At 68.3% G+C, this 26,652-nt stretch carries 22 protein-coding genes; 5 read left to right on the forward strand and 17 right to left on the reverse strand.

The window, feature by feature from the left end:
- Window positions 1–16: 16 nt before the first annotated feature.
- The 3 genes from atpA to C6Y53_RS03705 form a co-directional block, all read right to left on the reverse strand.
- Entirely contained in the window at window positions 17–1,555 is a 1,539-nt protein-coding gene (gene atpA, locus C6Y53_RS03695) for a F0F1 ATP synthase subunit alpha (protein WP_106471191.1), read from the reverse strand.
- Entirely contained in the window at window positions 1,556–2,116 is a 561-nt protein-coding gene (locus tag C6Y53_RS03700; RefSeq protein ID WP_106473947.1) for a F0F1 ATP synthase subunit delta, read from the reverse strand.
- Between the two features lie 274 nt (window positions 2,117–2,390).
- Window positions 2,391–3,131 (reverse strand): methyltransferase domain-containing protein, encoded by a 741-nt coding sequence (locus C6Y53_RS03705; RefSeq protein WP_106471192.1) that lies wholly within the window; start codon window positions 3,129–3,131, stop codon window positions 2,391–2,393.
- Window positions 3,132–3,203: 72 nt separating this feature from the next.
- Between C6Y53_RS03705 and gloB the strand changes: the two genes are divergently transcribed.
- The 3 genes from gloB (at window position 3,204) to C6Y53_RS03720 (ending at window position 7,533) form a co-directional block, all read left to right on the forward strand.
- Complete coding sequence (gloB, locus tag C6Y53_RS03710) at window positions 3,204–3,971, forward strand: hydroxyacylglutathione hydrolase (protein WP_106473948.1); 768 nt, start codon at window positions 3,204–3,206, stop codon at window positions 3,969–3,971.
- A 158-nt stretch (window positions 3,972–4,129) separates the two neighbouring features.
- A complete protein-coding gene (clpA, locus tag C6Y53_RS03715; protein ID WP_106471193.1) occupies window positions 4,130–6,451 on the forward strand; it encodes an ATP-dependent Clp protease ATP-binding subunit ClpA in 2,322 nt (773 codons plus the stop codon).
- A 53-nt stretch (window positions 6,452–6,504) separates the two neighbouring features.
- Window positions 6,505–7,533, forward strand: coding sequence for a M23 family metallopeptidase (locus C6Y53_RS03720; protein WP_106473949.1), 1,029 nt, complete (start codon window positions 6,505–6,507; stop codon window positions 7,531–7,533).
- Window positions 7,534–7,536: 3 nt separating this feature from the next.
- On the opposite strand, the gene C6Y53_RS03725 is transcribed toward C6Y53_RS03720, so the two are convergent.
- The 3 genes from C6Y53_RS03725 to C6Y53_RS03735 form a co-directional block, all read right to left on the reverse strand.
- Window positions 7,537–9,675, reverse strand: coding sequence for a peptidoglycan -binding protein (locus C6Y53_RS03725; protein WP_106471194.1), 2,139 nt, complete (start codon window positions 9,673–9,675; stop codon window positions 7,537–7,539).
- Between the two features lie 3 nt (window positions 9,676–9,678).
- On the reverse strand, window positions 9,679–10,893 hold the full coding sequence (locus C6Y53_RS03730) for a biopolymer transporter ExbB (RefSeq protein WP_106471195.1): 1,215 nt from the start codon (window positions 10,891–10,893) through the stop codon (window positions 9,679–9,681).
- A 72-nt stretch (window positions 10,894–10,965) separates the two neighbouring features.
- A complete protein-coding gene (locus C6Y53_RS03735; RefSeq protein ID WP_106471196.1) occupies window positions 10,966–11,496 on the reverse strand; it encodes a gamma-glutamylcyclotransferase in 531 nt (176 codons plus the stop codon).
- Window positions 11,497–11,563: 67 nt separating this feature from the next.
- On the opposite strand from C6Y53_RS03735, the gene C6Y53_RS03740 reads away from it, so the two are divergent.
- On the forward strand, window positions 11,564–12,559 hold the full coding sequence (locus tag C6Y53_RS03740) for a DUF2125 domain-containing protein (RefSeq protein ID WP_106471197.1): 996 nt from the start codon (window positions 11,564–11,566) through the stop codon (window positions 12,557–12,559).
- Window positions 12,560–12,565: 6 nt separating this feature from the next.
- On the opposite strand, the gene C6Y53_RS03745 is transcribed toward C6Y53_RS03740, so the two are convergent.
- Genes C6Y53_RS03745 through C6Y53_RS03760 form a run of 4 tightly spaced genes read right to left on the reverse strand, consistent with a single transcriptional unit; the run spans window position 12,566 to window position 18,715 of the window.
- A complete protein-coding gene (locus tag C6Y53_RS03745) occupies window positions 12,566–13,360 on the reverse strand; it encodes a TIGR03084 family metal-binding protein (RefSeq protein WP_106471198.1) in 795 nt (264 codons plus the stop codon).
- Window positions 13,360–15,318: an acetyl/propionyl/methylcrotonyl-CoA carboxylase subunit alpha gene (locus C6Y53_RS03750; RefSeq protein WP_106471199.1), complete on the reverse strand. Its 1,959-nt coding sequence runs from the start codon at window positions 15,316–15,318 to the stop codon at window positions 13,360–13,362. Before C6Y53_RS03750 ends, C6Y53_RS03745 begins: the two co-directional genes overlap by 1 nt.
- Complete coding sequence (locus tag C6Y53_RS03755; RefSeq protein WP_106471200.1) at window positions 15,315–16,931, reverse strand: acyl-CoA carboxylase subunit beta; 1,617 nt, start codon at window positions 16,929–16,931, stop codon at window positions 15,315–15,317. Before C6Y53_RS03755 ends, C6Y53_RS03750 begins: the two co-directional genes overlap by 4 nt.
- Window positions 16,928–18,715: an acyclic terpene utilization AtuA family protein gene (locus C6Y53_RS03760; RefSeq protein ID WP_106471201.1), complete on the reverse strand. Its 1,788-nt coding sequence runs from the start codon at window positions 18,713–18,715 to the stop codon at window positions 16,928–16,930. The genes C6Y53_RS03755 and C6Y53_RS03760 overlap by 4 nt, the downstream gene beginning before the upstream one ends.
- A gap of 323 nt (window positions 18,716–19,038) precedes the next feature.
- Between C6Y53_RS03760 and C6Y53_RS03765 the strand changes: the two genes are divergently transcribed.
- A complete protein-coding gene (locus tag C6Y53_RS03765; protein ID WP_211299451.1) occupies window positions 19,039–19,665 on the forward strand; it encodes a TetR-type transcription factor C-terminal domain-containing protein in 627 nt (208 codons plus the stop codon).
- A gap of 13 nt (window positions 19,666–19,678) precedes the next feature.
- Here C6Y53_RS03765 and C6Y53_RS03770 read toward each other — a convergent pair whose 3' ends face one another.
- The 7 genes from C6Y53_RS03770 to C6Y53_RS03800 form a co-directional block, all read right to left on the reverse strand.
- Window positions 19,679–20,569 (reverse strand): extensin-like domain-containing protein, encoded by an 891-nt coding sequence (locus C6Y53_RS03770; RefSeq protein WP_106471203.1) that lies wholly within the window; start codon window positions 20,567–20,569, stop codon window positions 19,679–19,681.
- Window positions 20,566–21,489 carry a prephenate/arogenate dehydrogenase family protein gene (locus C6Y53_RS03775; RefSeq protein WP_106471204.1) on the reverse strand — a complete coding sequence of 308 codons (924 nt, stop codon included), beginning with the start codon at window positions 21,487–21,489 and terminating at the stop codon, window positions 20,566–20,568. The genes C6Y53_RS03770 and C6Y53_RS03775 overlap by 4 nt, the downstream gene beginning before the upstream one ends.
- Window positions 21,486–22,571, reverse strand: a complete 1,086-nt coding sequence (gene hisC / locus C6Y53_RS03780) for a histidinol-phosphate transaminase (RefSeq protein ID WP_106471205.1) — start codon at window positions 22,569–22,571, stop codon at window positions 21,486–21,488. The genes C6Y53_RS03775 and hisC overlap by 4 nt, the downstream gene beginning before the upstream one ends.
- Window positions 22,572–22,632: 61 nt before the next feature.
- Window positions 22,633–23,322: an ATP phosphoribosyltransferase gene (gene hisG, locus C6Y53_RS03785; protein WP_106471206.1), complete on the reverse strand. Its 690-nt coding sequence runs from the start codon at window positions 23,320–23,322 to the stop codon at window positions 22,633–22,635.
- On the reverse strand, window positions 23,319–24,407 hold the full coding sequence (locus C6Y53_RS03790; protein ID WP_106471207.1) for an ATP phosphoribosyltransferase regulatory subunit: 1,089 nt from the start codon (window positions 24,405–24,407) through the stop codon (window positions 23,319–23,321). Before C6Y53_RS03790 ends, hisG begins: the two co-directional genes overlap by 4 nt.
- Window positions 24,407–26,047, reverse strand: coding sequence for a histidine--tRNA ligase (gene hisS, locus C6Y53_RS03795; protein ID WP_106471208.1), 1,641 nt, complete (start codon window positions 26,045–26,047; stop codon window positions 24,407–24,409). Before hisS ends, C6Y53_RS03790 begins: the two co-directional genes overlap by 1 nt.
- Before the next feature lie 80 nt (window positions 26,048–26,127).
- Window positions 26,128–26,589 carry an Lrp/AsnC family transcriptional regulator gene (locus C6Y53_RS03800; protein ID WP_106471209.1) on the reverse strand — a complete coding sequence of 154 codons (462 nt, stop codon included), beginning with the start codon at window positions 26,587–26,589 and terminating at the stop codon, window positions 26,128–26,130.
- Window positions 26,590–26,652: the final 63 nt, after the last annotated feature.

Here is a 26,652-nt window from a genome sequence, read left to right on the forward strand (position 1 = left end):
TTCTGCGAAGTCGATATCAGGCGAAATCGGCGGCGAATTCGTCGAGCGCGGCCTTCATCCGGTCTGCGGCTTCATCCTTGATCTTGGGATCTTCGTTGGTGATCCAGTCCAGCAGATCCTGGTGCTTGCCGCGCAGATGCGCCAGCAGGCCGGTTTCGAAACGGCCCACGTCGCGCACGGCGATCTTGTCCAGGTAGCCAGAGATACCGGCGAAGATGACGCAGACGATTTCCGCGTTGGTCAGCGGCGAATATTGCGGCTGTTTCATCAGCTCGGTCAGGCGGGCGCCACGGTTCAGCAGCGCCTGGGTGGCCGCGTCGAGATCCGAGCCGAACTGGGCAAAGGCCGCCATTTCGCGATACTGCGCCAGTTCCAGCTTCACCGAGCCGGCAACCGATTTCATCGCATTGGTCTGGGCCGACGAGCCCACGCGCGACACCGACAGACCGGTGTTCACGGCCGGGCGGATACCCTGGAAGAACAGTTCGGTTTCAAGGAAGATCTGGCCGTCGGTGATCGAGATCACGTTGGTCGGGATAAAGGCCGACACGTCGCCGCCCTGGGTTTCGATGATCGGCAGCGCGGTCAGCGACCCGGCGCCGAAATCCTCGTTCAGCTTGGCCGAACGTTCGAGCAGGCGCGAGTGCAGATAGAAAACGTCGCCCGGATAGGCTTCGCGCCCCGGCGGGCGGCGCAGCAGCAGCGACATCTGGCGATAGCTGACGGCCTGTTTCGACAGGTCATCGTAGATGATCAGCGCGTGGCGGCCGTTGTCGCGGAAAAACTCCGCCATCGCGGTCGCCGAATAGGGGGCGAGGAACTGCATCGGCGCCGGGTCTGACGCGGTCGCGGCCACGACGATGGAATATTCCATCGCGCCGGTTTCCTCGAGCTTCTTCACCAGCTGCGCGACGGTCGACCGTTTCTGGCCCACCGCGACATAGACGCAGTAGAGCTTCTTGCTCTCGTCGTCGCCCGCGGCCTCGTTATAGACCTTCTGGTTCAGGATCGTGTCGAGCGCCACGGCGGTCTTGCCGGTCTGGCGGTCGCCGATGATCAGTTCCCGCTGGCCACGGCCGATCGGGATCATCGCGTCCACCGATTTCAGGCCGGTTGCCATCGGTTCATGCACCGATTTGCGCGGGATGATGCCGGGCGCCTTGACGTCCGCGATGCCGCGGGTCTCGGTCGCGATCGGGCCCTTGCCGTCCAGCGGGTTGCCGAGGCCGTCGACCACGCGCCCGAGCAGCGCATCGCCCACCGGCACGTCCACGATCGACGCGGTCCGCTTGACGGTGTCGCCTTCCTTGATGTCCCGGTCGGACCCGAAGATCACGACGCCGACATTGTCGGATTCGAGGTTCAGCGCCATCCCCATGATGCCGCCGGGAAACTCGACCATTTCACCGGCCTGCACGTTGTCGAGGCCATACACACGGGCAATACCGTCGCCGACGCTGAGCACGCGGCCGACTTCGGCCACTTCGGCTTCCTGACCGAAATTCTTGATCTGGTCCTTCAGGATCGCAGAAATCTCTGCTGCTTGGATACCCATTTATCCGACCTCTTTCATTGCATTCTGGAGGGAATTGAGCTTGGAGCGGATCGAGGTGTCGATCATCTTCGAGCCCACCTTGACGACAAGACCGCCGACGAGGCTTTCGTCGACGGTCGCATTGATGTTGACGGTCTTGCCCACATTCGCGGTCAGCACCTTGGCCAGCTTGTCCGACTGCGCCTTGGTCAGGGCCTTCGCCGAGCTCACTTCGGCGGTCACTTCGTTACGGGCCTCGGCCAGCCTGGCGCGCAGGGCGGCGATCAGCTGCGGCACCACGAACAGGCGGCGCTTCTCGGCCATCAGCGCCAGCGCGTTCTGCAGCACCGGGGCCAGCTCCATCCTGGACGCAATCGCGGTGATCGCGGCGCGCTGATCCGACCGCGCAACCAGCGGCGACGCGATCAGCGACCGCAGGTCGGCGCTGTCGTCCAGCGCCGCGGCCAGGTCGTTGATTCCGGTTTCCAGCCCGTCGAGGCCTTTGCTTTCCTGCGCGATCTCGAAGATCGCCGTGGCATACCGCGCGGCAATCCCCGCGGAAATCGAAGCTGGTTCGGACACGTCCACCCTTTCGACATTGGGCCCGGTTTGCGGCCCCCACCGCGGCCTCCGGGGCGTGAAGAAACCCCGCCATTGCTGGCAGGGATCAAAAATCAGCGTCGATGTAGCAGAGCGTTCACGGTCCCGCAACAGGCTATGGGAAAACCCCCTGGAAAGGGATATTTCGCGTTATCAACGCCTTACGCCATCTGCGACCCTTTGCGCCCCGCCCCGTGCAAAAAAATCGTCGCATAATTGTCGGATTGACCGAATCCGGGCGCTTTCAGCCGCGCGATCAGACCGGTTCGGCCAGTCCCGCCGGCGCCCGCACCGGACGGGTTTCGCGCTCTTTCACGATCCGCTTTCCGCGCGGCTGCACGCGCTTGACCGCCTCGACCAGCACCACCCCGCCGGCCAGCACCGTGGGCATGCGCCGCCCGACCCGTTCAAACAGCGGACCGGCCCGAAGCCAGAACCGGCGTGACGACGGCGGCTGGTAGAGGGCCGAGCCATGGCCTTCGGGAAAGAAATCGTGCCGCCGCAGCTGCGCCTCGAGTTGACCCGCCGTATAGGGCTGGCCATAGCCAAAGGGCGTGGCGTCGCTGCGCGACCACAGCCCGGCCCGGTTCGGCACGATGAACAGCACCCGCCCGCCCGGCCCCAGCGCGCGCCAGCATTCCTGCAGCAGCCGCGACGGGCGTTCCGAGGTTTCCAGCCCGTGCATCACCAGCAGCCGGTCCACGCGCCCGGTATCCACCGGCCACATCGTTTCCTCGGTCAGCACCGAGACATTGGGCATCCCCGCCGGCCAGGGCATCACCCCCTGCGGCCCCGGCATCAGCGCGATCATCCGGCGGGCATCCGCGAGGTAGGGGCGCAGCAGCGGCACCGCGAACCCGAACCCCGCCACCGTCTGCCCCTTGCAGCCGGATTCGGGCCAGAATTCCAGCACCCGCGTGCGGATCGCCGCCTGCGCCGCCCGGCCCAGAGTGCTGCGATAGTAGAAGTTGCGCAGGTCCTGCACGTCGAGATGCATTGCAGTCGTCCGGTCGTTCGGTCAGTCTGGCCACGAGTTTTGCGTAGATTAGCACCCAAAGGACGAATGGCCATGCCCCTTGAGATCGTCACCATCCCGTGTCTTGCAGACAATTATGCCTTCCTTGCCCATGACGATGCCAGCGGGGAAACGGCGGTGGTCGACGTGCCCGAGGCCGCACCGATCCTCGACGCCCTGGCCGACCGGGGCTGGACCGCGACGCAGGTGCTGCTGACCCATCACCATTACGATCATATCGACGGGCTGCCCGACCTGCTGGCGGTGCATGACGCCCAGGTCACGGGCGCCGCGGCGGACGCGCACCGGCTGCCGCCGCTGGACCACGCGGTGGCCGAGGGCGACCGCATGCAGATCGGCGCCGAGACCGGTTCGGTGATCGACGTGTCCGGCCACACCGTCGGCCATGTCGCGTTCCATTTCCCCGCCAGCGCCGTGGTGTTCACCGCCGACAGCCTGATGGCGCTGGGCTGCGGGCGGGTGTTCGAAGGCACCATGCCGCAGATGTGGGCATCGCTGTCGAAGCTCGCCGCCCTGCCCCCCGAAACCACGGTCTGTTCGGGCCATGAATACACCGAGACCAACGGGCGGTTCGCCGTTACCGTGGATCCCGACAACCCGGCGCTGGCGGCGCGCGTGGCCGAAATCGCCCGCGCCCGGGCCGCCGGCGAGGCCACCGTGCCGTCGACCCTGGCGCTGGAACTGGCCACCAACCCGTTCCTGCGCGCGGGCGATGCCGCCATCCAGCGCAACCTGGGCATGGACGGCGCGGACCCGGCGGCGGTCTTTGCCGAAATCCGCGCCCGCAAGGATCGATTCTGACCCCGGATTCCGCCGCGTTTCAGGTCACGGTCACGGCATTTGTGACCACGAATTTCAAGAAAAGCCTTGAAGCCTGAGCACGATCAACCAAACTCTAAGACAATAAAGACATGCTTGGCGGCGATACGTCCTGCCAACAGCACAGAAGGAGCACCCGCGTGCCTTCATTCTCGAACACATTGGAACAGGCAATTCACGCCGCGCTCGCGCTCGCCAATGAGCGCCGCCACGAATTCGCGACGCTGGAACATCTGCTGCTGGCGCTGCTGGACGAACCGGATGCCGCCCGCGTCATGCAGGCCTGCAATGTCAATATCGACGAGCTGCGCGCCACCCTGACCGAGTTCGTCGACGAGGACCTGTCGAACCTGGTGACCGACATCGAAGGATCCGAGGCGGTGCCGACCGCCGCCTTCCAGCGGGTGATCCAGCGCGCTGCGATCCATGTGCAATCCTCGGGCCGGACCGAGGTGACCGGCGCCAACGTGCTGGTCGCGATCTTTGCCGAACGCGAAAGCAACGCCGCCTATTTCCTGCAGGAACAGGACATGACCCGGTTCGACGCGGTGAATTTCATCGCCCACGGGGTTGCCAAGAATTCCGCCTTTGACGAAGCGCGGCCCGTCACCGGCGCCCCCGAAGCGGACGAGGAAACCTCGGCCCCGCCCGAAACCGAACGCAAGGAAAGCGCGCTGGGCAAATATTGCGTCGATCTCAACGCCAAGGCCCGCGAGGGCGGTGTCGATCCGCTGATCGGCCGTGACGACGAGGTCGAACGCTGCATCCAGGTGTTGTGCCGGCGCCGCAAGAACAACCCGCTGCTGGTGGGCGACCCCGGCGTCGGCAAGACCGCCATCGCCGAGGGCCTGGCCCGCAAGATCGTGGCCGGCGAAACCCCCGAAGTGCTGCTCGGCACCACGATCTATTCGCTCGACATGGGGGCGCTGCTGGCCGGCACCCGCTATCGCGGCGATTTCGAGGAACGTCTCAAGGCGGTCGTCACCGAGCTCGAGGAACATCCCGACGCGGTGCTGTTCATCGACGAGATCCACACCGTGATCGGCGCCGGGGCCACGTCGGGCGGGGCGATGGACGCCTCGAACCTGCTGAAACCCGCGCTGCAGGGCGGCAAGCTGCGCACCATGGGTTCGACCACCTACAAGGAATTCCGCCAACATTTCGAGAAGGACCGCGCCCTGTCGCGCCGGTTCCAGAAGATCGACGTGAACGAACCCTCGGTCGAGGATTCGGTGAAGATCCTCAAGGGGCTGAAGCCCTATTTCGAGGAACATCACGGCGTCAAATACACCGCCGACGCGATCAAGACCGCCGCCGAGCTGGCCGCGCGCTACATCAACGACCGCAAGCTGCCCGACAGCGCCATCGACGTGATCGACGAGGCCGGGGCCGCGCAGCACCTGGTGATCGCCGCGAAACGGCGCAAGACCATCGGCACCAAGGAAATCGAGGGCGTGGTCGCCAAGATCGCGCGCATCCCGCCCAAGAACGTGTCCAAGGACGATGCCGAGGTGCTCAAGGACCTGGAGAAATCGCTCAAGCGGGTAGTGTTCGGCCAGGACAAGGCCATCGAAGCGCTCAGCTCGGCGATCAAGCTGGCCCGCGCCGGGCTGCGCGAGCCGGAAAAACCGATCGGCAACTACCTGTTCGCCGGTCCCACCGGGGTCGGCAAGACCGAGGTGGCCAAGCAACTCGCCGACCAGCTGGGCGTCGAACTGCTGCGGTTCGACATGTCGGAATACATGGAGAAACACGCGGTGTCGCGCCTGATCGGCGCACCGCCGGGCTATGTCGGCTTTGACCAGGGCGGGATGCTGACCGACGGCGTCGACCAGCACCCGCATTGCGTGCTGCTGCTGGACGAGATCGAAAAGGCGCACCCGGATGTCTACAACATCCTGCTGCAGGTGATGGATCATGGCGAACTGACCGATCACAACGGCCGCACCGTCAGTTTCCGCAACGTGGTGCTGATCATGACCTCGAATGCAGGGGCCGCCGAACAGGCGCAATCCGCCATCGGGTTCGGCCGCGACCGGCGCGAGGGCGAAGACACCGCCGCGATCGAACGGACCTTCACGCCGGAGTTCCGCAACCGGCTGGACGCGGTGATCTCGTTTGCGACGCTGCCCAAGGACGTGATCCTGCAGGTGGTCGAGAAATTCGTGCTCCAGCTCGAGGTGCAACTGCTCGACCGCGGGGTCAGCATCGACCTGACCCGCCCGGCGGCAGAATGGATCGCCGACAAGGGCTATGACGACAAGATGGGCGCCCGCCCGCTGGGCCGCGTCATCCAGGAACACATCAAGAAGCCCCTGGCCGAGGAACTGCTGTTCGGCAAGCTGGCCAAGGGCGGTGTCGTCCATGTCGGCGTCAAGGACGGCAAGCTGGACCTGAAGATCGACGGCCCGGCAAAGCCGCGCCTGCCCGGCGACAAGCCGCCGCTGCTGACCGCCAACTGATGCCACGATGCTGCGGGTCGGTGCCCGACACCGCCCGCGGCACCGGATCGCCCATGCCCGGGTCGGAACACCGCGAAGACCGCGCCGCGCGGGTGCGGACCGGTGGGGTTCCGGGTTTTGGTCTCCGCGCCGCGCTGGCCGGGATCGCCTGCGTGGTGCTGCCGTTGTCCGCCGGTGCCGGCGGTTTCGGCCTCTCGCTGCCCATCGACTGCACCCCCGGTGACGGCTGCCATATCCAGAATTACGTCGACCATGACCCCGGCGACGGCAAACGCGATTACCGCTGCGGCGGGCTGAGCTATGACGGCCACACGGGCACCGATTTCGCGCTGCCGACACGGGCGGCCCTGCGGGCTGGCGTCGATGTCCTGGCCGCCGCGCCGGGCGTGGTGACCGCGATCCGCGACGGCATGGCCGATACCGGCGCGGACATGGCGGCGGGCGACATCGAGGGGCGCGAATGCGGCAACGGGGTGCGCCTGAGCCATGCCGACGGCTACGAGACCCAGTATTGCCACCTTGCCCGGATGTCGGTTGCGGTCCGTGTCGGACAGGCCGTGGATCGCGGCGACCGGCTGGGCCGGGTCGGGATGTCGGGCCTGACCCAGTTTCCGCACCTGCATCTGACCCTGCGCCGGAACGGTGCGGTGATCGACCCGTTTGCACCCGCCGCCTCAGGATGCGGCGGCAACGGCCAGACACTCTGGCAAACGCCGCCGGCCTATGTCGCCGGCGGGATGCTCGAGGCCGGGTTCGCCCCTGCCCTGCCCGGATATGACGCGATCCGCGATGGCACCGCCGCTAGGCCCGCGATCCCGGCCGGGGCCGACGCGCTCGTGCTGTTCGGCTATGCCTTCGGCGGACGGACCGGCGACCGTATGACGCTGCGCATCGACGGGCCCCAGGGCATCCTGTTCGATCAGGCGATGGTTCTGGACCGGGAACAGGCCCGGTTCTTCCGCGCCGGCGGCAAGCGGCGCAACGCCGACCGCTGGGCGCCGGGTCTCTATACCGGCACCGTGCGGCTGCTGCGGGAGGGGGAGGAAATCGGGCGGATGCAAACCCGCACGACCATCCGCTGAGCCCTATTTCTCGGTCAGTTTCAGTTCGATCCGGCGGTTCTGGGCGCGGGCCTCGGGCGTATCGGCGGGATTGATCGGCTGAAACTCCCCGAACCCGTTGGCCGAGAGCCGGTCAGGCGGGATCGCCAGGTCATCGACCATGTAGCGCACCACCGACAGCGCCCGCGCCTGCGACAATTCCCAATTGTCGCGATACCGCCCGCGCCCGCCCAGCGGAGAATTGTCGGTGTGGCCGTCGACGCGGATCACCCAGTCGATCCCGCGCGGAATGTCGCCGGCCACCGCGTGCAGGATACCCGCCACATTGGCGATCTGTTCCTGCCCCTCGGGCGACAGGTCGGCGCTGGCCGGGTCGAACAGAACCTCGGAGGAAAACACGAACCGGTCGCCTTCGATCCGCACGCCGTCACGGTCGCCCAGCACGGCACGCAGCCGGCCAAAGAACTCGGACCGGTATTGCTGCAACGTCTTTGCTTCGGCCTCCAGCCGCCGGGTTTCCTCTTCCAGCCGCTGCGCCTCGTCGGCCAGACGACGGCGCTCGGCTTCTTCCAGCATCCGCCGCTTGCGTTCCTCCGAAGCGGCGCGGGCCAGCGCGGTGTTCAGGTCGGCGCCCAGCGTTTCCAGCTGCACCTGTTGCGCCGCGTCGCGGTCTTTGTAGTCGTCGATCAGCGCCCGCAGGCTGCCGAGCTGCGCGCGCAGCTGCGCCAGCTGCTGGTTCAGCAGCTCGGTCCGGCGCTGCGCCTCGGCATTCCCGGCCTCCTCATCGGCCAGCTGCGCGCGGGCCTGGTCCAGCAGCGCCGCCCGCTGTTCGGCCAGCGTCATCTGGTCTTCGGCGCGGCCTTCGGCCTCGGCCTGCGCGGCCAGCGCCGCCATCAGCCGGGCGCGCAGCCGGTCCTGTTCGCTGGCCTGTGCCTGCGCGTTTTCCAGCTCATCGAGCGCCGCCAGCAGCCGCGCCTCGACGCTGGCCTTGTCCGCGTCGCCCGCCGCCAGCGCGGCGCGGGCCTGCGCCAGCTCGGTCGCAAGCGCCGCCTTGTCCTCCTCCGCCCGTGCCCGGAGCGCGGCCAATTCATCGCGCGCCCGGCTTGCCTGCGTATCGGTGTCGGATCGCAGCCGGTCCAGTTCGGCCTCGAGCGCGGCAACGGTTTCGGCTTCGCGCGCCTGCTGTGCATCCATCTGCGCCAGCACCCGCGTCAGCCGTTCGGCCAGTTCGTCACGGTCGCTGGCCTGCGCCTGCGCCGCCTCGATCCGGGCAAGGGCGTCGGCCAGTTTCACGTCCAGAGCCTCCCGTGCGGCGCGCGCGGCGGCCAGCAATGTCAGCGTATCCTCGGCCTCCTTGCGCCGGGCCTCGAGCGCGAGCGTCATCGCGGTCAGTTCCGCGTCGGCCGCCTGCAACCGCTGGCGCAGCGCCGCCGCGGCCTCGGCCTCGAGCAGGCGGTTCGCCTCTTCTTCGGACAGGCGGGCCTGCAGGTCCTGCAGGTCGCGCCCGAGCCCCGCGGCCTCGGCCTGCGAGTTATCGAGCCGCCCGCGCAGATCCGCGACCAGCGCTTGGAGCGCCTCGCGCCGGGCGGCGGCCAGCCGGGCGGCCTCGGTCTGCGCGTCGATCTCGTCGCGGCTCGCGGCCAGCGCCTGGCTCAACCCGTCGCGTTCCGCCTGCAGGTCGGCCTGGCGGTCGCGCAGCGTGGCGAGATCGGCCCGGTCGCCGGCCTGACCGGCCAGCAACGCGGCAACCTGCGCCTCGAAATCGGTGATGCGCGCGGCGGCCGTGTCCAGTTCGGCGGCCTGCCGGTCGCGTTCGGCGGTCAATGTCGCAATGGCCGCCTGCGCCGCGGCCAGGTCGCCACGGGCATCGCCCAGCGTGGCGGTGAGCGTGCCAACCTCGCTCTGCAGCGCCTCGGCCTCGACCTCCTTCAGCCCCAGCGCCTCGGACAGCGCCGCGACCTCGGCGGACAGGGATGACAGCTCGTCCTGCTGGCCGGTTATCAGCGCCCGCTGGCCGGTGATGGTTTCGCGCAGCACGAACTGCACCATCATGAAGATGGTCAGCACGAACATCAGCACCAGCAGCAGGCCGGTCATCGCATCGACGAAACCGGGCCAGATCGACGCCTGGAACCGATGGCCGGTGCGGCGGGACAGGGCCATGGGTCAGCCGTCCCCCTGTTCGCCCGGACGCGTGGGCCGCGCGGGCCGCGATGCGACCACCGTTCGGGCGGCATCCTCCGGCGGCCGTGCCAGCCGTTCGCTCAGGCGGGTTACCCCGGCACGGATCTCGTCCAGGCTTTCGCGCCGCCCGGTGGCCAGATCGTCGCGGATGCCCTGCATCTGGGTGTCGATCGACCGCAGCCGCATCCGGCTCTCGGCATCGATGCCGTCTACCAACCCCTCGCTGCGCAGCGCCTCGACCAGCATATCCTGTCCGGCCGCGACCCGGTTGAGCGCCTCGGCGGTGCTGTCGGGGCGGTCCATGCGGTCGGCGATCCGGGCCAGATTGTCGGCCAGCGTCCCGATGCGCCGGTCCATGTCCGCTCGGCTTACCTCGGTCTGACCGACCAGGTGCTGCAACTGGTCCATCTGGTCGGCCAACTGCCCCATGACCCCGGCCCCGGCGGCGCCTTCGTCGCCATCGCCACTGGCGAAACCGACACGGGTGATGGTCGACAGCCATTCCTCGAGTTCCCGGTAGAACCGGTTCTGGCCATGCCCCGCGAACAGTTCCAGCAGCCCGACGATCAGCGATCCGGCCAGCCCCAGCAGCGACGACGCAAAGGCCACGCCCATGCCGCCGAGCTGTTCCTCGAGCCCGGTCAGCAGGCGGTTGAACACGGCGATGCCTTCCTCGCCCTGCTGCGGGGCAAGGCTGCGGATGGTGTCCACCACCGCCGGAACGGTTGTCGCCAGCCCGTAGAACGTCCCCAGAAGCCCGAGGAAGATCAACAGGTTGACGATGTAGCGGGTGATCTCGCGCATCTCGTCGATGCGGGTGGTCACCGAATCGAGGATCGACCGGGTCGAGGTCGCCGAGATGCGCATGTCGACGCCGCGTTCGCGCAGCAGCGACGCCAGCGGCGCCAGCAGTTGCGGCGGCCGGCGCGGGCCTTCGGGTTCACCGGCGGCGAACCGTTCGATCCAGCGCACCGACCCGATCAGCTGGGTGACCTGCACGAAACAGGCCAACACGCCGATCACGAACACGAACAGGATGAACCCGTTGAGATAGGGGTTCGCCTCGAATACCGGGCGCACCCGCGGCAGCGCGACGAAGGCCCCGAACGACGCCAGCCCGAGGGCGATCAGCATGAGGATGATCTGGCGGACCGGCTGCGAAAAATGCGGCCGCGCTTTGCGGTCTGGCTGCGCCATGCGCGGGATTCCTGACACCTTTGACTGCTCTGCGGCCAAGCTTACCGGGAAATCCGGCAGGGGGCCAAGGGTTTATGCCACGAGCTGCCGCACCCGCCGCGCCAGCCATTCCAGGTCGGGGTCGTGCAGGCCGATCTCGGCGAGGTGATCGGCGGTGTTGTGGAGATACTCGCTGTTCGGTCCGCGTCCGCCATGCGCCCGCGCGATGATCCGGGCCTGGTCCTCCAGCGGCATCCCGCCACAATATTGCACATGGTCCGGGTCGATCACATAGGTGACCGCGGTGACGGTTTCGCCGGTTGCCAGTTCGACCGGCAACAGCCGTTCGAGATAGGCCGACGAAATCAGTTCGCGTTCGCGCAGGTAGGCCAGGGTCGCCTCTTCGCGCCCGGCCGCCACCGCCAGCGCCATGCCCCGGCAATGGGCGTCCTCGGCTGCGTCCAGCGCCAGGACCAGCCCCGGTTCGTCCTCGGTGCCCCGGTGATGTATCGACGACATGCAGAAGGACCGCGCCCAGCCATGCAGGGTGCCCACCCGGCTTTCGGCCACCTCGAATCCGGGGTTCCACAAGAGCGATCCGTAACCGAACACCCACATCGTCATGTCGCTGGTCCTCGTCGTTTCACGCCTGTAAACACCAAAGGCCGAAGCAGGAAAAGGGGAAGCGGCGATGCGATGGGTGCTGCGGATCGTGGTGGTGCTGGGCCTGGCGTGGTCGGGCTGGTGGTATCTGTCGGGCCACGGCATCCGCGAAGGCCTGCGCGGCTGGTTCGCGGCCCAGGAAGAGCGCGGCTGGCAGGCGGATTATGCCGAGATCGGCACGACCGGCTATCCGCTGCGCCATGTCACGACCCTGCAAAGCCCCGCGCTGGCCGACCCGGCCACCGGCACCGCCTGGAGCGCGGAATGGCTGGAGTTCGATTCGCCGGCGATCTGGCCGGGCGACATGGTCGTGAATTTCCCACCCTCGCCGCAGCTGCTGTCCTATCTCGACCAGACGGTGCAGCTCGAAGCGCAGGACATGCGCGCCGACCTGAAACTGCATCCGGGCCTGGCGCTGCAACTGGAGCGCATGGGGCTGACCGCCGGCCCCTGGCTGGTGGCCGGCCCTGCGGGCGTGCTGATGCGCGCGGATGCGATCACCATGGCGATGGTCCAGCAGGACGATCCCGCGCGCTACGCGATCACCGCGCAGGCCGACGGGTTCACCCCCGGCGAACATGTGCGCAAGGCCGGCAGCTCGACGCTGCCCGAAGGGTTCGAGACGCTGGCGCTGGACATGGCCGTGACCTTCGACCGCCCGTGGGACCGCTCCGCGCTGGAACTCAGCCGCCCGCAGCCGCGCGTGGTCGATCTGGCGCTGGCCGAACTGCGCTGGGGTCCGCTGCGGATCAAGCTCGCCGGCAACGTCACCGTGGACGAGGCGGGCGTGCCGACCGGCAAGGTGGCGCTCAAGGCGGAAAACTGGCGCGAGATGCTGAGCGTGGCCGAACATGGCGGCGGCCTGTCGACCGAGGCGCGGCGGGCGGTGGAATCGGTGCTCGAACTGATGGCCGGGATCAGCGGCGGATCGGACTCGCTCGACGTGCAGCTGACGCTCAGGGGCGGCAATGTCTGGCTCGGCATCCTGCCGCTCGGCCCGGCGCCGCGCCTGACCCTGCACTGACCGCGATCAGGCCTTGTGACGGGCTCCCGGCGGCGGCGGGTCCTCGGGCGCACCGGCAAAGCACTGGGCAATCGCCATCCAGTCGGCGGCGGCGCGGCCGCGCGTGACCAGCGGGGTGTCGGCGATGTTGCGTGTCTGCGCCACCACCCGCGCAAAATCGACCGCGGCGCCGATCACGGCGTTTTCGTCCTGCGGATCGTTCCAGGTCCAGACCGCACCCGACGGGCCGGTCAGGCGGACAAACGGCGCGGGCTGCGGCGCCCCGAGATTGCGATTGGCAAAGGTCCAGCCATAGGTGGACACGCCCAGGTGGCAGATGTTGCGGATGCGGTCGGTTTCCTGCCGGTCGGCGCCCAGCGCGTCGAACACCTCCTGCCCGTGCGCCCAGGTTTCCATCTGCCGCGCGGTGATGCTGGACAGCGCCGACATCTCGGGCCCGGCCCATTTCACCCGCCGTTTCGGGTCGGTCGCGCCATAGGCATCCGCGACCGCGTGGGCGGTGGTGCGCCAGCGGTCGAACAATGCCCGCCCGCGCAGCCCGTCGAGCCAGGGATACTGCGTTTCCAGCAACGTCCGGCCCTGCGCCAGCCCGGCGGCGATGCGGCCAAAGAAACTGGCAAAGGCCGCATCGCTTTGCAGCGTCAGCAGGGCCGCATGGTCGAACATGTGCAGATGCCCGATCACGTCGTCGATGGTCCAGCCCTTGAACAGGGTGGGCGTGGCAAACCCGTCCTCGGCCAGCGGCTCCAGCAGCGCGGCGAGGGTTTCGACCTCGGCGCGGAAATCCTCGGCCTGCTGCATCACGGGTCCTCCGTTTCGATCTCGACCAGCACATCGCCGGCCTGCACCTGCGCCGGGGCGGCGGCAAACCGCACCCGGCCCGCCACCTCGGCGATCAGTTCATGCTGCATCTTCATCGCTTCGAGCACTGCCAGCCGGTCGCCGGCCTGCACGCTGTCCCCGTCCCTGACCAGGACCTGCAACAGGTTCCCGTGCATCGGCGCGGTCACGGTGCCGCCGCCACCGGCACGGGCGATGTCGCCGGCCCGCTCGATTGCGAACCGCATCGCCCGCGCGCCGGTGGCCAAAAACACGTCATCGCCCTCGCGGTGAAACCCGCGCAGGTCGACGCGACGGCCATCCACCCGCAGCGGATCGGCGGTGACACGCGCGCTGCGGTCCCCGTCGCCGATCGTCAGAGCACCGTCCGCGCCGCGGGTGATCGTCAGAACGTGACGGGCATCGCCATCGGTCAGGCGCAGGCGGCTGTGCAGGGCGCCGGGGCTGCCCCAACCGGCCAGTTCGGGCGAAACGATCACCGCCCGGTCCAGCGCGCGGCGCGTGTCGTCGCCGTGGATCATCGCGGCGACGGCGGCGATATCGGCGAAGTCGGACACGGGCGCGGTCGCCTCTCCGAACGCCTCGCCGACAAAGGCGGTGGTTGCCTCGCCCGCGGCGAAGGCGGGTTTGCCGAGCGCCTCGATCAGGAAATCGCGGTTCGTCTCCGGGCCGAACAGCACGGTGTCGCGCAGCGCCGCGATCAACCGGCGGCGGGCCTCGTCGCGGGTCGCGCCATGGGCGACGATCTTGGCCAGCATCGGGTCATAATACGACGACACCGCCTGCCCCTCGGCGATACCCGCATCAACGCGGATGCCAGCGCCGGTGGCCGGCCGCCAGCGGTGGACCGGCCCGGCGGAGGGCAGGAAGCCGTTGCCGGGGTCCTCGGCATAGAGCCGCGCCTCGATGGCATGGCCGGTCAGCGACACGTCCTCCTGCGCAAAACCCAAGCGCTCGCCACGCGCCACGGCGAACTGCAGCGCGACCAGGTCGCGGCCCGTGACCATCTCGGTGACGGGATGTTCCACCTGCAGCCGGGTGTTCATTTCCAGGAAATGAAACGCCCCGCTGTCGTCCAGCAGGAACTCGACCGTTCCGGCGCCGCGATAGCCGATCGCCCCGGCCGCCGCAACCGCCGCCGCGCCCATCGCCGCGCGCAGATCGGGCGTCATCACCGGACAGGGGGCCTCCTCGATCACCTTCTGGTGGCGGCGCTGCACCGAACAGTCGCGTTCGCCCAGATGCACCACCGCGCCATGGGCATCCGCAAAGACCTGTATCTCGACATGGCGGGGGCGGGTCACCGCCTGTTCCAGGATCACCTCGTCCGAGCCGAAAGCCGCCATCGCCTCGGACCGGGCCAGCGCCAGCGCATCGGCGAAACCGCGCGCCTCGGCCACCAGCCGCATCCCGCGCCCGCCGCCCCCGGCCGCGGCCTTGATCATCACCGGAAACCCCATCCGGGCGGCTTCCTCGGTCAATGTGGCGACATCCTGATCCGCGCCGTGATAGCCCGGCACGCAGGGCACGCCGGCGGCGGTCATCGCGCGTTTGGCGGCGGCCTTGTCGCCCATCAGTTCGATCGCGCTGGCGGGTGGCCCGATGAAGACCAGCCCGGCCGCTTCACAGGCGGCGGCAAAGCCGGCATTCTCGGACAGGAACCCATAGCCGGGGTGGACGGCCTGCGCGCCGGACTGCCGTGCCGCCTGCAGCACCTTGTCCGCATCCAGATAGCTGTCGGCGACCGGCCCCGCGCCGATATTCACCGCATGATCGGCAAACCGGACATGCGGCGCGGCGGCGTCTGCATCGGTATGGACCGCGATGCAGGCCAGCCCCTCGGCCCGCGCGGTCCGCATGATCCGCAACGCGATCTCGCCCCGGTTGGCGACGAGGACAGAGGAAAAATCACCGGTCATGGCCGCGCCACCCCGAAAGTGTTGGGCCGCAGGCGGCGCGCGCGGGCCTCGGCGCAGGTCTGCAGGCAGAACCCGATCACCCGGCGGCTGTCGCGCGGGTCGATCATGCCCTGGTCCATCAGCCGCCCCGAGGTGTGGAAGGCATCCGACTGGCGATCGAAATGGGCGGTGATACGGGCGCGCTGTTCGGCCAGCCGCGCCTCGTCCACCGGCCGCCCCTTGCGTTCGGCGGTGCGCCGGGCGACCTCTTCCATCGTGGTCGCCGCCTGTTCGCCGCCCATCACCCCGGTCCGGGCATTGGGCCAGGTGAACAGGAAATCCGGTTCGAACGCATAGCCGCACATGCCGTAATTGCCGGCACCGAAACTAGCCCCGACATAGAGGCTGATCTTGGGGCTGCGCAGGTTCTGCACCGCCTGGATCATCTTGGAGCCGTGCTTGATCATGCCCGCCTGTTCGTAATCGGCCCCGACCATGAACCCGGTGGTGTTGTTCAGGAACACGACCGGGCTGCCGGCCTGGTCCATCAGTTGCAGGAACTGCGTCGCCTTGGTGGCGCCGTCCGGGTTGATCGGGCCGTTGTTGCCGATGATCCCCACCGCCTGCCCGTAGATCGACGCCTGCAGGCAGACGGTCGCGGCGCCGTAGCCGGGTTTGAAATCCCGCAGCACCGAGCCATCGACGATCCGCGCCGCCAGTTCGCGCATGTCATAGGGTTTGCGGTAATCGACCGGCACCAGCCCGGCGATCTCGTCGGGCGACAGCACTGGTTCGGCATGGGCGCGGCGCGTCACCTGCGCATGATCGTTCCAGTTCAGGCCCGCGATCACCGCGCGGGCGATTTCCAGCCCGTGGGCGTCATCCTCGGCCAGGTATTCCACCAGCCCGGTGGTCGAGGCGTGCATCTCGGCCCCGCCCAGAGTGGTGTCGTCGCTGATCTCTCCGGTCGCCGCCTTGACCAGCGCCGCGCCGGCCAGCATCGCCATGCCGTTGCCCTTGACCCCGATCACATAGTCCGACAGCCCCGGCTGATAAGCCCCGCCCGCGGTCGACGCGCCGTGCAGGACCGTGATCACCGGAATTCCGCGGGCCGACAGTTTGGCCAGCCCGCCGAACAGCCCGCCGCCCCGCGCCCAGAGTTCGACCGTGTAGGTCATCAGGTTCGCGCCCGCGCTTTCGACACAATGGACAAAGGGCAGTTTCTGCTTCAGCGCCACCGCCAGCCCGCCCAGCGCCTTTTCCACCGTCATCGCGGTCGAGGACCCGGCATTTATACCGGAATCGTCGATGAAGACGAGACAGCGCACCCCCGACACGAAGCCGATCCCGATGATGGCCGAGGCACCGGGCACGGTGGTGTCCGGGTCGGGATCATCCACCAGGCAGGACGCCATGTTGTAGAGTTCGAGAAACGGCATTCCGGGATCGAGCAGCGCCGCCAGCCGTTCGCGCGGCGACAGCTGGCCGCGCCTGTCGAACACCGGCCGGCGTTCTTCCGATTTCGCGGCGGCACGCGCCTCGAGCGCACGCATCCGGTCGACCAGCGCCAGCATCGCGGCGCGGTCGCCGTCATAGCTTTCGCCGGAGGTGACGAGCTTCGAGCGGAAGGTCATCGCGTATCTCCCAGAACCCGCCGGTCGATCCGCACCGGCGCACAGAGCAGCAACTGCGCATATCCCTTGGCCTGCGGATCGTTGCGCAGCGACGAGGTGCCGCCGCCGCCCAGCACATTGTGCAGCAGGATATTGATGGAATGACTGCCGGGCAGCAGGAATTTCTCGGACCGCGCAGGGCCGAAATGCCCGAACACCGCTTGCAGCGCGGCATCGTCCAGCGCCTGCCAGATGAATGGCAGGAATTCCGGGCGGCGCGCGATCACGCCGATATTGGCGTTGTCGCCCTTGTCCCCCGACCGCGCGAAGGCCAGCCGCAGGAGCGGCACCTCGACGGCATCGTCCGTCACGGCAGGCGCCGGAGGAGGTGGGGGCGGCACCGCCGGGACGCCCTCGGTGCCGGGCAGCGGGGCCACCACCACGCTGCCGGTCTCGTCGCTGACCGTGGCCGGCACCTCTTCCCGTGGCAACAGGAAGGAATAGAGCGCCATGACCGGCGTCGGACGGGGCCGCGTACCGGCAAACCCCGACAGGCCCGGCGCCGCCGCCAGCCCCAGCCCGGTGACCTCTTTCAGGAACACGCCCACGCCGCGCGGGTCCGGGTGCCTGACCGCGATCTTGGCGGCGACCTCGCGCGCGGGGCCGGAGTGCCGCTGCGCACCGAACTGCGATTCCGCGCCGATGATCTCGACGCTGGTTTCGGTGAAATCGGGCTGGTTCATGCCGCGCAGCACGCTGCGGGCGCGGACCAGCGCGGCCTCGGCAAAGGCACCCGCCTTGGCCTCGGCGTCGATCCCGTAGAAGCTGAACAGCTGCCCGCCGCGATAGCCGTTTTCCCAGGTCACGCAACATTTCAGCGTAGCGGGCGCCCCCCTGCCCCGCGCGCCGCTCACACGCACGCGGACCGGGCCGGTTTCGGCAATCTGGACGCCCGAAAAGTCGCAGATCACATCGGGCAGCACATAGGCCTGCGGATCGCCGGTCTCATAGAGCATCTGTTCGGCCACGGTTCCCCGCGACACCAGCCCGCCGGTCCCGCCGGGCTTGGTCACCTCAAAGGCGCCGTCCGGGCCAATCTCGGCAATCGGGTAGCCGATCGTGGCGAGGCCGTCGGCGACCTGTTCCCAGTCGGTGAAATTGCCGCCCGTCGCCTGCGGGCCGCATTCCAGGATATGCCCGGCCAGGCTGCCCCCCGCCAGCGCGTCGAACCCGTCCGGTGTCCAGCCAAAGGCATGAATGCAGGCGCCCAGCGTCACCGCGCTGTCCACGCAGCGCCCGGTGATGACGATATCCGCCCCGCGATCCAGCGCCGCCGCGATCGGAAACGCGCCGAGATAGGCGTTGACGCTGCCCACCTTGTCGACCGGCGGAAAGGGGGTGCCCAGAAACATCTCGGCCGGCGCGGCGCGCGCCAGTTCGTCCAGCCGCCCCATCAGGTCGTCGCCGGTGACCACCGCCACCTTCAGCGGCAGGCCGCGCTTGCCGATCTCGGCCCGCAGCGCGGCCGCGCAGCCTTCGGGATTGACGCCGCCCGCGTTGGACACGATCCGCACGCCCTGCCGCGCGATTTCGCCCAGGTTCGGCGCCATCGCGGCGGTGACGAAATCCCCGGCATAGCCCGCCGCCGCATCCCCGGCCCGTGCCCGCGCCAGGATCGCCATGGTGATTTCGGCGAGGTAGTCATAGACGATGAAATCGAGACCGCCCGCCGCCAGCAATTGCGGCGTCGCCAGTGCCGCGTCACCCCAGAAACCGCTCGCTCCGCCGATTCGGACCGTCTTCATCCGTCGCCGCCTTCCTCCTCCGGCCCTCTCCTCCGGCCCTGCGCGGCACCGGAAAGCCCCTGCCGTCTAGGGATACGCGACGAACCGGCTATCACAAACCCCAATCGCCGCCGCGATGCCGTGACGGAGGGTCACCGATGGCGGGCGGGGCCCGATGATCGCCTCATGCGCGGGCGCGCCATCGGCCAGGCGGCGCACGCAGAATCCCCTGTTCGCCAGCTGAAAACCACCTGACGGGGAATTCTTTTCCAAAATTCCCCCCAAACGAGAATATTCCGGCAAACCATGCTAATCTGGGCAGGATGACGGACAAGGGACCTTCCATGACGACACCGGCCTCTGCGGATGTTCGCTGCGAGATACTTCGGGCGGCGGCCACGTTGTTTGCGGCCGGTGGCGTTTCGGCGACCTCGCTCGATCAGATCGCCGCCGAACTCGGCGCCACCAAGGGCAAGATCTATTACCATTTCGGGTCCAAGGCCGAGTTGCAGACCGAGGTCTGCAAATATTCCGTCCGCCTGATGCACATGGCGGTCGCGCCGGGGTTCCATGCTCCCGGCCCGCCCGGCGACCGGCTGCGCAGGATGGCCCGCGCCCATGTGCTGGCGATGATGTGCAACCGGCCCTATCACCGGGTGGTGGTGCAGACCTATATGGGCGGGTCGACCTCGGGCGCCAGCGGGACCGAACGCGCGTTCCTGGACGACCTGATCCAGATGACCGATGCCTATGCCGCCATGTTCCGCGAGGTGCTGGCCCAGGGCATGGAAGACGGGTCCATGCGGCGACAGAACCTGTCGATCACGCTCAATTCGGTGCTGATGATGCTGAATGCCCCGGTTTTCTGGTATCACCCACGCCCGGACGAAACCGAGGCCGAGCGGAACGGGATCGCCGAGCAGGTCGCCGACATGGCGCTGGGAGCGGTCCTGTCCCCGGCGCCGGGCTGATTGCACGGTCCGGCTAGCGGCAGTAGGTGCCGTTCCGGTAGCGGGCGGTGTCGACATGGATATGGTCGCGGTGATAGCCGTCCGATCCCGGCCCCAGCACGGTGCCGAACGGCCCGCAGGCGGATTTCCACACGTTGCGCAGCGGCTTGAGCGTGGTGCCCTGCCCCCAGCCCCTGAGCACGGTGATCACCTCGCCATCCATCATCGTGAAGGCGGAAATGTCGATGGCGTTGCCCTTGCCATGCTCCGAAATCCGCGCGCCCTTGCGGCTGTTTCGGGTGCGGCAGGCATAATGCGCCGCGACCTTCAGTTCGACCACCGGGCCGCGGCGGCGGAAAGCCGGCTTTATCCCGTGGTCCATCCAATTCTTGAACGCCTGTGCCGTGGTGCAGTTCATCAGCGACGGCTGCGACAGGCGCACGCCCGATACCGACGTGACCTTGACCGCATCCGGGATGCCGCAGCCCCTGATCCGCCCCGGAACGCGGCCGACCGCCTCGCCCTGGATGTCGGGGTCGCCGCAGACCGCCCCCTTGGCGCGGGCGCGGCGGCGGGCCATGACGCGATGCTCGAGGTCGCCGGGGCGGATATGGGGCCGCAGGCTGTCGGCCGGTCCCAGCAGCGGCGTTGCCGACCGGGCGGCGGCCAGGGTCACCTGTTCGGATACCGGGCGCGCATGCGGGCGCAGCCGTGCGGGTTGCACCGGCACCGGCACCATCACCGGCCCGGTCATGCCCGGCCGAGCATGGGGCCGCACCGGTGCAATCGCTGCCACCACCGCGCGGGCGACCTGCGGCTCGGCTGGCCGGCCCGCCGGGCGAGGCGACCTGTCGGGTGCAGCGGCGGCGGTCAGCCCGGCCCAGAGCACCAGCACCGCCGTGATCGCCGCCCCGCGCCCGATCATGATCCGGCCTTGACCCGGCCGAAATCCGGCGCGTCGGTATCCTGCCCCGCCTCGATGATGCCTCGGCGGATGGCGCGGGTATGGGTGAAATAGTCGAACAGTTGGTCGCCGTCGCCGGTGCGGATCGCCCGTTGCAGGGCAAACAGCTCTTCGGTGAACCGGCCGAGGATCTCCAGCGTCGCCGCCTTGTTGGTCAGGAACACGTCGCGCCACATGGTCGGGTCCGACGCCGCGATCCGGGTGAAGTCGCGGAAACCGGCGGCGGAATACTTGATCACCTCGCTGTCGGTGACCCGGCGCAGGTCGTCGGCCACGCCAACCATCGTATAGGCGATCAGGTGCGGCGTGTGGCTGGTCACCGCCAGCACCAGATCATGGTGGGCCGGGTCCATTTCATCCACATGCGCGCCCATGCCTTCCCACAATCCGCGCAGCCGCGCCACCGGCTCTGGCGCGGTGTCGGGCAGCGGAACCAGCAGCGTCCAGCGATTGTCGAACAGTTCGGCAAAACCGCTTTCCGGCCCGGAATGTTCGGTCCCGGCCAGCGGGTGGCCGGGGACAAAGAACACGCCCTCGGGGATATGCGGGCCGACACTGTCGATCACGCTCTGCTTGACCGACCCGACATCGGTCACGGTGGCACCGGGTTTCAGATGCGGCGCGATCTCGGCGGCGACCGCCGCCATCGCGCCCACCGGCACCGCCAGCACCACCAGGTCGGCATCGGCGACGGCCTCGGACGCACTGTCGCAGACCCGGTCGCACAGGCCGATGCGCCGCGCGGTATCGCGGGTTTCGGCGCTGCGCGCATAGCCGGTCACCTCGCCGGCAAGCCCCGCGCGTTTCATGGCCCAGAACATCGACGATGCGATCAGGCCCAGCCCGATCAGGGCAACACGGTCATAGATCGGCGCGGTCATGCGGCTGCGGCCTTGAACTCGGCCACGGCGGCGGCAACCCGGCGGCAGGCGGCTTCGTCACCCACGGTGATGCGCAGCGCCGCGGGCAGCCCGTAGCCGGCCACCCGGCGCACGATCAGCCCGCGGGATTGCAGGTGGGCGTCGCATGCCTCGGCCTCGGCACGCGAGGCGAACCGGGCCAGAATGAAATTGGTGCAGGAGGTATCGGACGGCACGCCCGCCGCCGCCAGCGCGTCGGCCAGCCAGACCCGCAGCCGGGCATTTTCGGCGCGGCAGCGTCCGGCATGGTCGGTATCGCGGATCGCCGCCTCGGCCGCCGCCAGCGCCGGGGCGGACAGGTTGAACGGTCCGCGCACCCGGTTCAGCACGTCGATGACGGCAGCGGGGCCATAGCCCCAGCCGATCCGCATCCCGCCCAGCCCGTAGAGCTTGGAAAAGGTCCGCGTCATCACGACATTGGGCCGGGTTCCGGCCAGCCCCGCGCCACCGTCGAACCCGTCGACGAATTCCGCATAGGCGCCATCCAGCACCAGGATCACCCGCCCGGGCAGCCCGTCGGCCAGCCGCGCCAGTTCGGCCCCGCCCAGCATGGTGCCGGTGGGGTTGGCGGGGTTGGCGATGAACACCAGCCGCGTGCGGTCGGTGCATCCTGACAGGATCGCGTCGACGTCCACCACCCGGTCCCGTTCCGGCACCTCGACGGGCGTGGCACCGGCGGCCAGCGTGCTGATGCGATACATCGAGAACCCGTGTTCGGTGTGGATCACCTCGTCGCCCGGACCGGCATAGGCTTGGCAGAGGAACGTGATGATCTCGTCGCTGCCGACGCCGCAGATGATCCGCTCCGGGTCCAGCCCATGCGCCGCGCCGATCGCCGCGCGCAGGGCGGCGTGGTCGGTCGGGGGATAGCGGTGCATCCCGGCAAGGGCCGCCTGTGCCGCCGCAATCGCGTGCGGGCTTGGGCCGAACGGGTTCTCATTCGAGCTCAGCTTGACCACGTTGGCCATGCCCGGCAAATGCGCGGCACCGCCCTGGTAGAGGGCAATGTCCATGATGCCGGGCTGGGGGGCGATCTGGTTCATGCTGGCGGCTCCGTTGGTCCGGCCCCTCATACAGGGGCGCGGGCGCGGTGAAAAGCGGGCTTCACGCCAATCGCGCCTGCAGGGCCTTCAGCACCGCCTTGTCGCCGGTATCCTGCACCGCCACGCGGCTGCGCCACAACGTCGCCTGCGACCGCAGGATCAGCCCGTCGCCCAGGATCTTGAGGTGGTTGGCGCGCAGTGTTTCCCCGGTCGAGGTGATGTCGGCGATCGCCTCGGCGGTTTCGTTCTTGACGGTACCCTCGGTCGCGCCCTGGCTGTCGACCAGCGCATAATCGGCGACCCCGGCATCGCGCAGGAATTCGCGCACCAGCCGGTGATACTTGGTCGCGATCCGCAACGGATGGCCGTGCCGGGCCCGGAACGCCGCCGCCGCGCCGTCGAGATCGTCGAGTGTATCCACGTCGACCCAGGCGCGCGGCACCGCCAGCACCAGGTCGGCCCCGCCGAACCCCAGCGGTTCGATCTCTTCTACCTGCGATTGCCAGAGCGGCAGCTTTTCATGCACCAGGTCGGTGCCGGTCACGCCCAGATGCAGCCGCCCGGCGGCCAGTTCGCGCGGGATCTCGCCCGCCGACAGCAGCACCAGCGCGATCCCGTCGATCCCGTCGACACGGCCCGCATATTCCCGGTCGGACCCCACCCGCGACAGCGCGATGCCGCGCTTGTCGAACCACTGGAAGGTCTTGTCCATCAGCCGTCCCTTGGACGGCACGCCCAGTTTCAGGGTCATCGCGCGGCCTCTTCCAGTTCCAGCATCACCCCCGGGCGCAGCACCCCGCCCACTGCCGGGATTTCACCGCCATCGCCCAGCCGCCGGGTCAGCGCGTCATAGCGCCCGCCGGTGGCCACCGGCGGCAGATCGGGGCGCGACGTGGCGAGGAACCCGAACACGAAACCGTCGTAATATTCCATCGAACTGCGGCCATGGCTGGCCTCGAAGCCGAGGTTCCGCACATCGACGCCACGCGCGGCCAGCGCCTCGATCCGCGCCTCGAGCCGGTCCAGCGCGGGCGTGATCGCGGGCAGGTCCACCGCCACGTCGCGCAGCTGTTCCAGCGCGAAAGGCAGGGTTTCGCGAACCGACAGCAAGGCTTCGAGCGCGCTCAGCTCGGTTTCGGACAGCGGCGGCACCGCGGCGTCCTCGCGCAGGGCGGCGATGCGTTCTGCCACTTCGGACAGGCTGCGCTTGCCGATATCGGGACCGGCCCCGGCGATCGGGTCGGCGGCGGCCAGCAGGGCGGTGCGGCTGGGCGGCACCGGCGCATGGCCCGCGAACCGGTCGAGCAGCGCCCGGAACCGGCGCGGCCGCCAGATATGGCGGCGCAGCGCCGCCTTGCGCCGGTCGGTGGTGGACAGGCCGCCCACCGCCGCCATCAGGATGCCGATATCGCCGGTGACCGGCGTCAGCTCCAGCCCGGACAGGGTTTCGGCGATCAGCGCGAACACCTCGGCATCGGCACCGGCGGGATCGGTGCGGTCGAACACCTCGTAGCCGACCTGGAAATACTCGTTGGCGCGGTCGGGGTCGTGTTCCTGGCGCCGGAACACCTCGCCCGCATAGGTATAGCGGGCGGGTTCGGCCCCGTTGGCCATGTGCATCTGCACCACCGGCACGGTGAAATCGGGGCGCAGCATCTGTTCGCCGCGCAGCGCGTCCGAGGTGACATAGGCCCGCGCCCGGATGTCTTCGCCGTAGAGATCCAGCAACGTCTCGGCCGGTTGCAGCACCGGGGTTTCGACCGGCTGCGCGCCGGCCTTCTCGAACCGGGCCCGCAGCTCGGATGCCCGGGCCATGACATCGGCACGATCCGGCATCAGGCCTGGTCCTGGCTGGCGAGCATCTCTTGCAGCGTCTCGACCAGGTCGCCGCGCGGCACCTCGACCTGGCTCGGGCGTTCCTTCCATTCCTCCAGCGTGGCGTTTTCGGCGATCCGGGCGCCCAGCACCAGATCCTTGACCTGCACCACGCCGCGCGCCTTTTCGTCGGCCCCCTCGATCACCGCCGCCGGGCTGCCCCTGCGGTCGGCATATTTGAGCTGGTTGCCGAAATTCTTCGGATTGCCCAGATAGACCTCGGCGCGGATGCCGGCATTGCGCAGCTCCGCCACCATCGCCTGGTAATCGGCCATGCGGTCGCGGTCCATCACCGTGACCACCACCGGGCCGCGTTCGGCCGTCCCCGTGCGGCCCTTTTCACGCAGCGCGGCGAGCAGCCGGTCGACCCCGATCGACACACCGGTGGCGGGCACGGCCTGACCGGTGAAGCGTTTGACCAGGTCGTCATAGCGCCCGCCCCCCGCGACCGAGCCGAACTGCCGCTTGCGGCCCTTGTCGTCGAGGATTTCAAAGGTCAGTTCCGCCTCGTAGACCGGGCCGGTATAATAGCCCAGGCCACGCACCACCGAAGGGTCTATCACGATCCGGTCGGGGCCATAGCCCTGGGCATCAAGTAGCGTGGCGATCTGTTCCAGTTCGTCCACGCCTTCGGCACCGATGGTCGAGTTATGCACCAGATCTCGCAAATGAACGACGACAGCCTTATTCCATCTGCCCATCTCCGCCGAACGGGGTCTAAGATATTCCCACGACCCAGATTCCGCTGCAGTTGACGATGCCAAAGCAGAAACCGCCCCAATTGGATCATCCCTATCTAGCTCAACGGCTTCGGTGGCAAACTGACGAGCAACGGCATCTTTCGCATTGACGAACTTCATAATTGTTTCGATTTGGGCGCCACTCAATCTCGCCCCTTCTGTGAAATCGCCGCTGTCATCCTTGCGCCCTTCGCCCAAAAGCAAACGCACGCCATTGGCACCTAGCCGATCGAGTTTGTCGATCGCGCGCAGGACAATACCGCGTTCACGAGCAAACTCTTCGGGATCGGATGGATTCAGCACCCCAGCAACCTCCAGCACCCCGTTCAGAACCTTGCGGTTATTGACCCGGATAAGGTAATCGCCGCGCGGGATGCCGACCGCTTCGAGCGTGTCGGCCAGCATCGCGCAGATTTCCGCGTCGGCGGCCATAGACGCGCTGCCCACGGTATCGGCATCGCATTGATAGAACTGGCGATACCGCCCCGGACCCGGTTTCTCGTTGCGCCAGACCGGCCCCATGGCGAACCGGCGATACGGCGTCGGCAATTCGTTGCGGTGCTGGGCATAGACGCGCGCCAGCGGCGCGGTCAGGTCATAGCGCAGCGCCAGCCAGCCGCCGTCTTCCTCCTGCCAGGCAAACACGCCTTCGTTGGGGCGATCCACGTCGGGCAGGAACTTACCCAGCGCCTCGACGGTTTCCACCGCGCTGCTTTCCAGCGCCTCGAACCCGTACCGGTGATAGACCCCGGCAATCCGGCCCAGCATGTCGGCGCGCTGACCGACATCGGCGCCGAAATAGTCGCGGAACCCCTTGGGCGTTTCGGCCCTGGGGCGAGGCTGCTTGCGGGTCTTGGCCATCGCGGCGGTCCTTCGCGGTCGTGATCTCGCGGCGGGGTCTAGCCCAAGGGTCGCAGCGGGGCAAGGCGGGGCTTGGCCGATCAGAGCGGAAGCGGCCGGCCCTCGGCTATTGCCTCCATCGTGAAATACGAGGTCACGCTGTCGAGTTCGACCCCCGCGATCAGCCGCTGATAGACCCGGTCATAGCTGGCCATGTCCTGCGTCACCACCTTGAGCTGGTAATCGTAGTCGCCGCCGATCCGATGGAAATCCACCACCTCGGGAATGGTCAGCACATGACGGCGGAAATCGCGCAGCCAGTCGGCCGAATGGTGCCGCGTGCGCAGCATCACGAACACCACGAGGTCGAGCCCAAGCGCACGGCGGTCGATCCGCGCCGTCGATCCCAGCAGCAGCCCGTTCGCGGTCAGCGCCTTGAGCCGCCGCCAGCAGGCATTCTGGCTCAGCCCCACCTTCTCGGCCAGCTCCCGCTGCGACAGCGACGCATCCTGCTGCAACGCTCGCAGGATCAGGCGATCAATTCGATCTACATCTTTCTTCATCCTTCGATCATATGACACCCCATCGCAGCAATCAACGCTGAGAAATGTGAGGCTTCTTGGGGC

This window comes from Pukyongiella litopenaei (genome assembly GCF_003008555.2).
Lineage (GTDB): Bacteria > Pseudomonadota > Alphaproteobacteria > Rhodobacterales > Rhodobacteraceae > Pukyongiella > Pukyongiella litopenaei.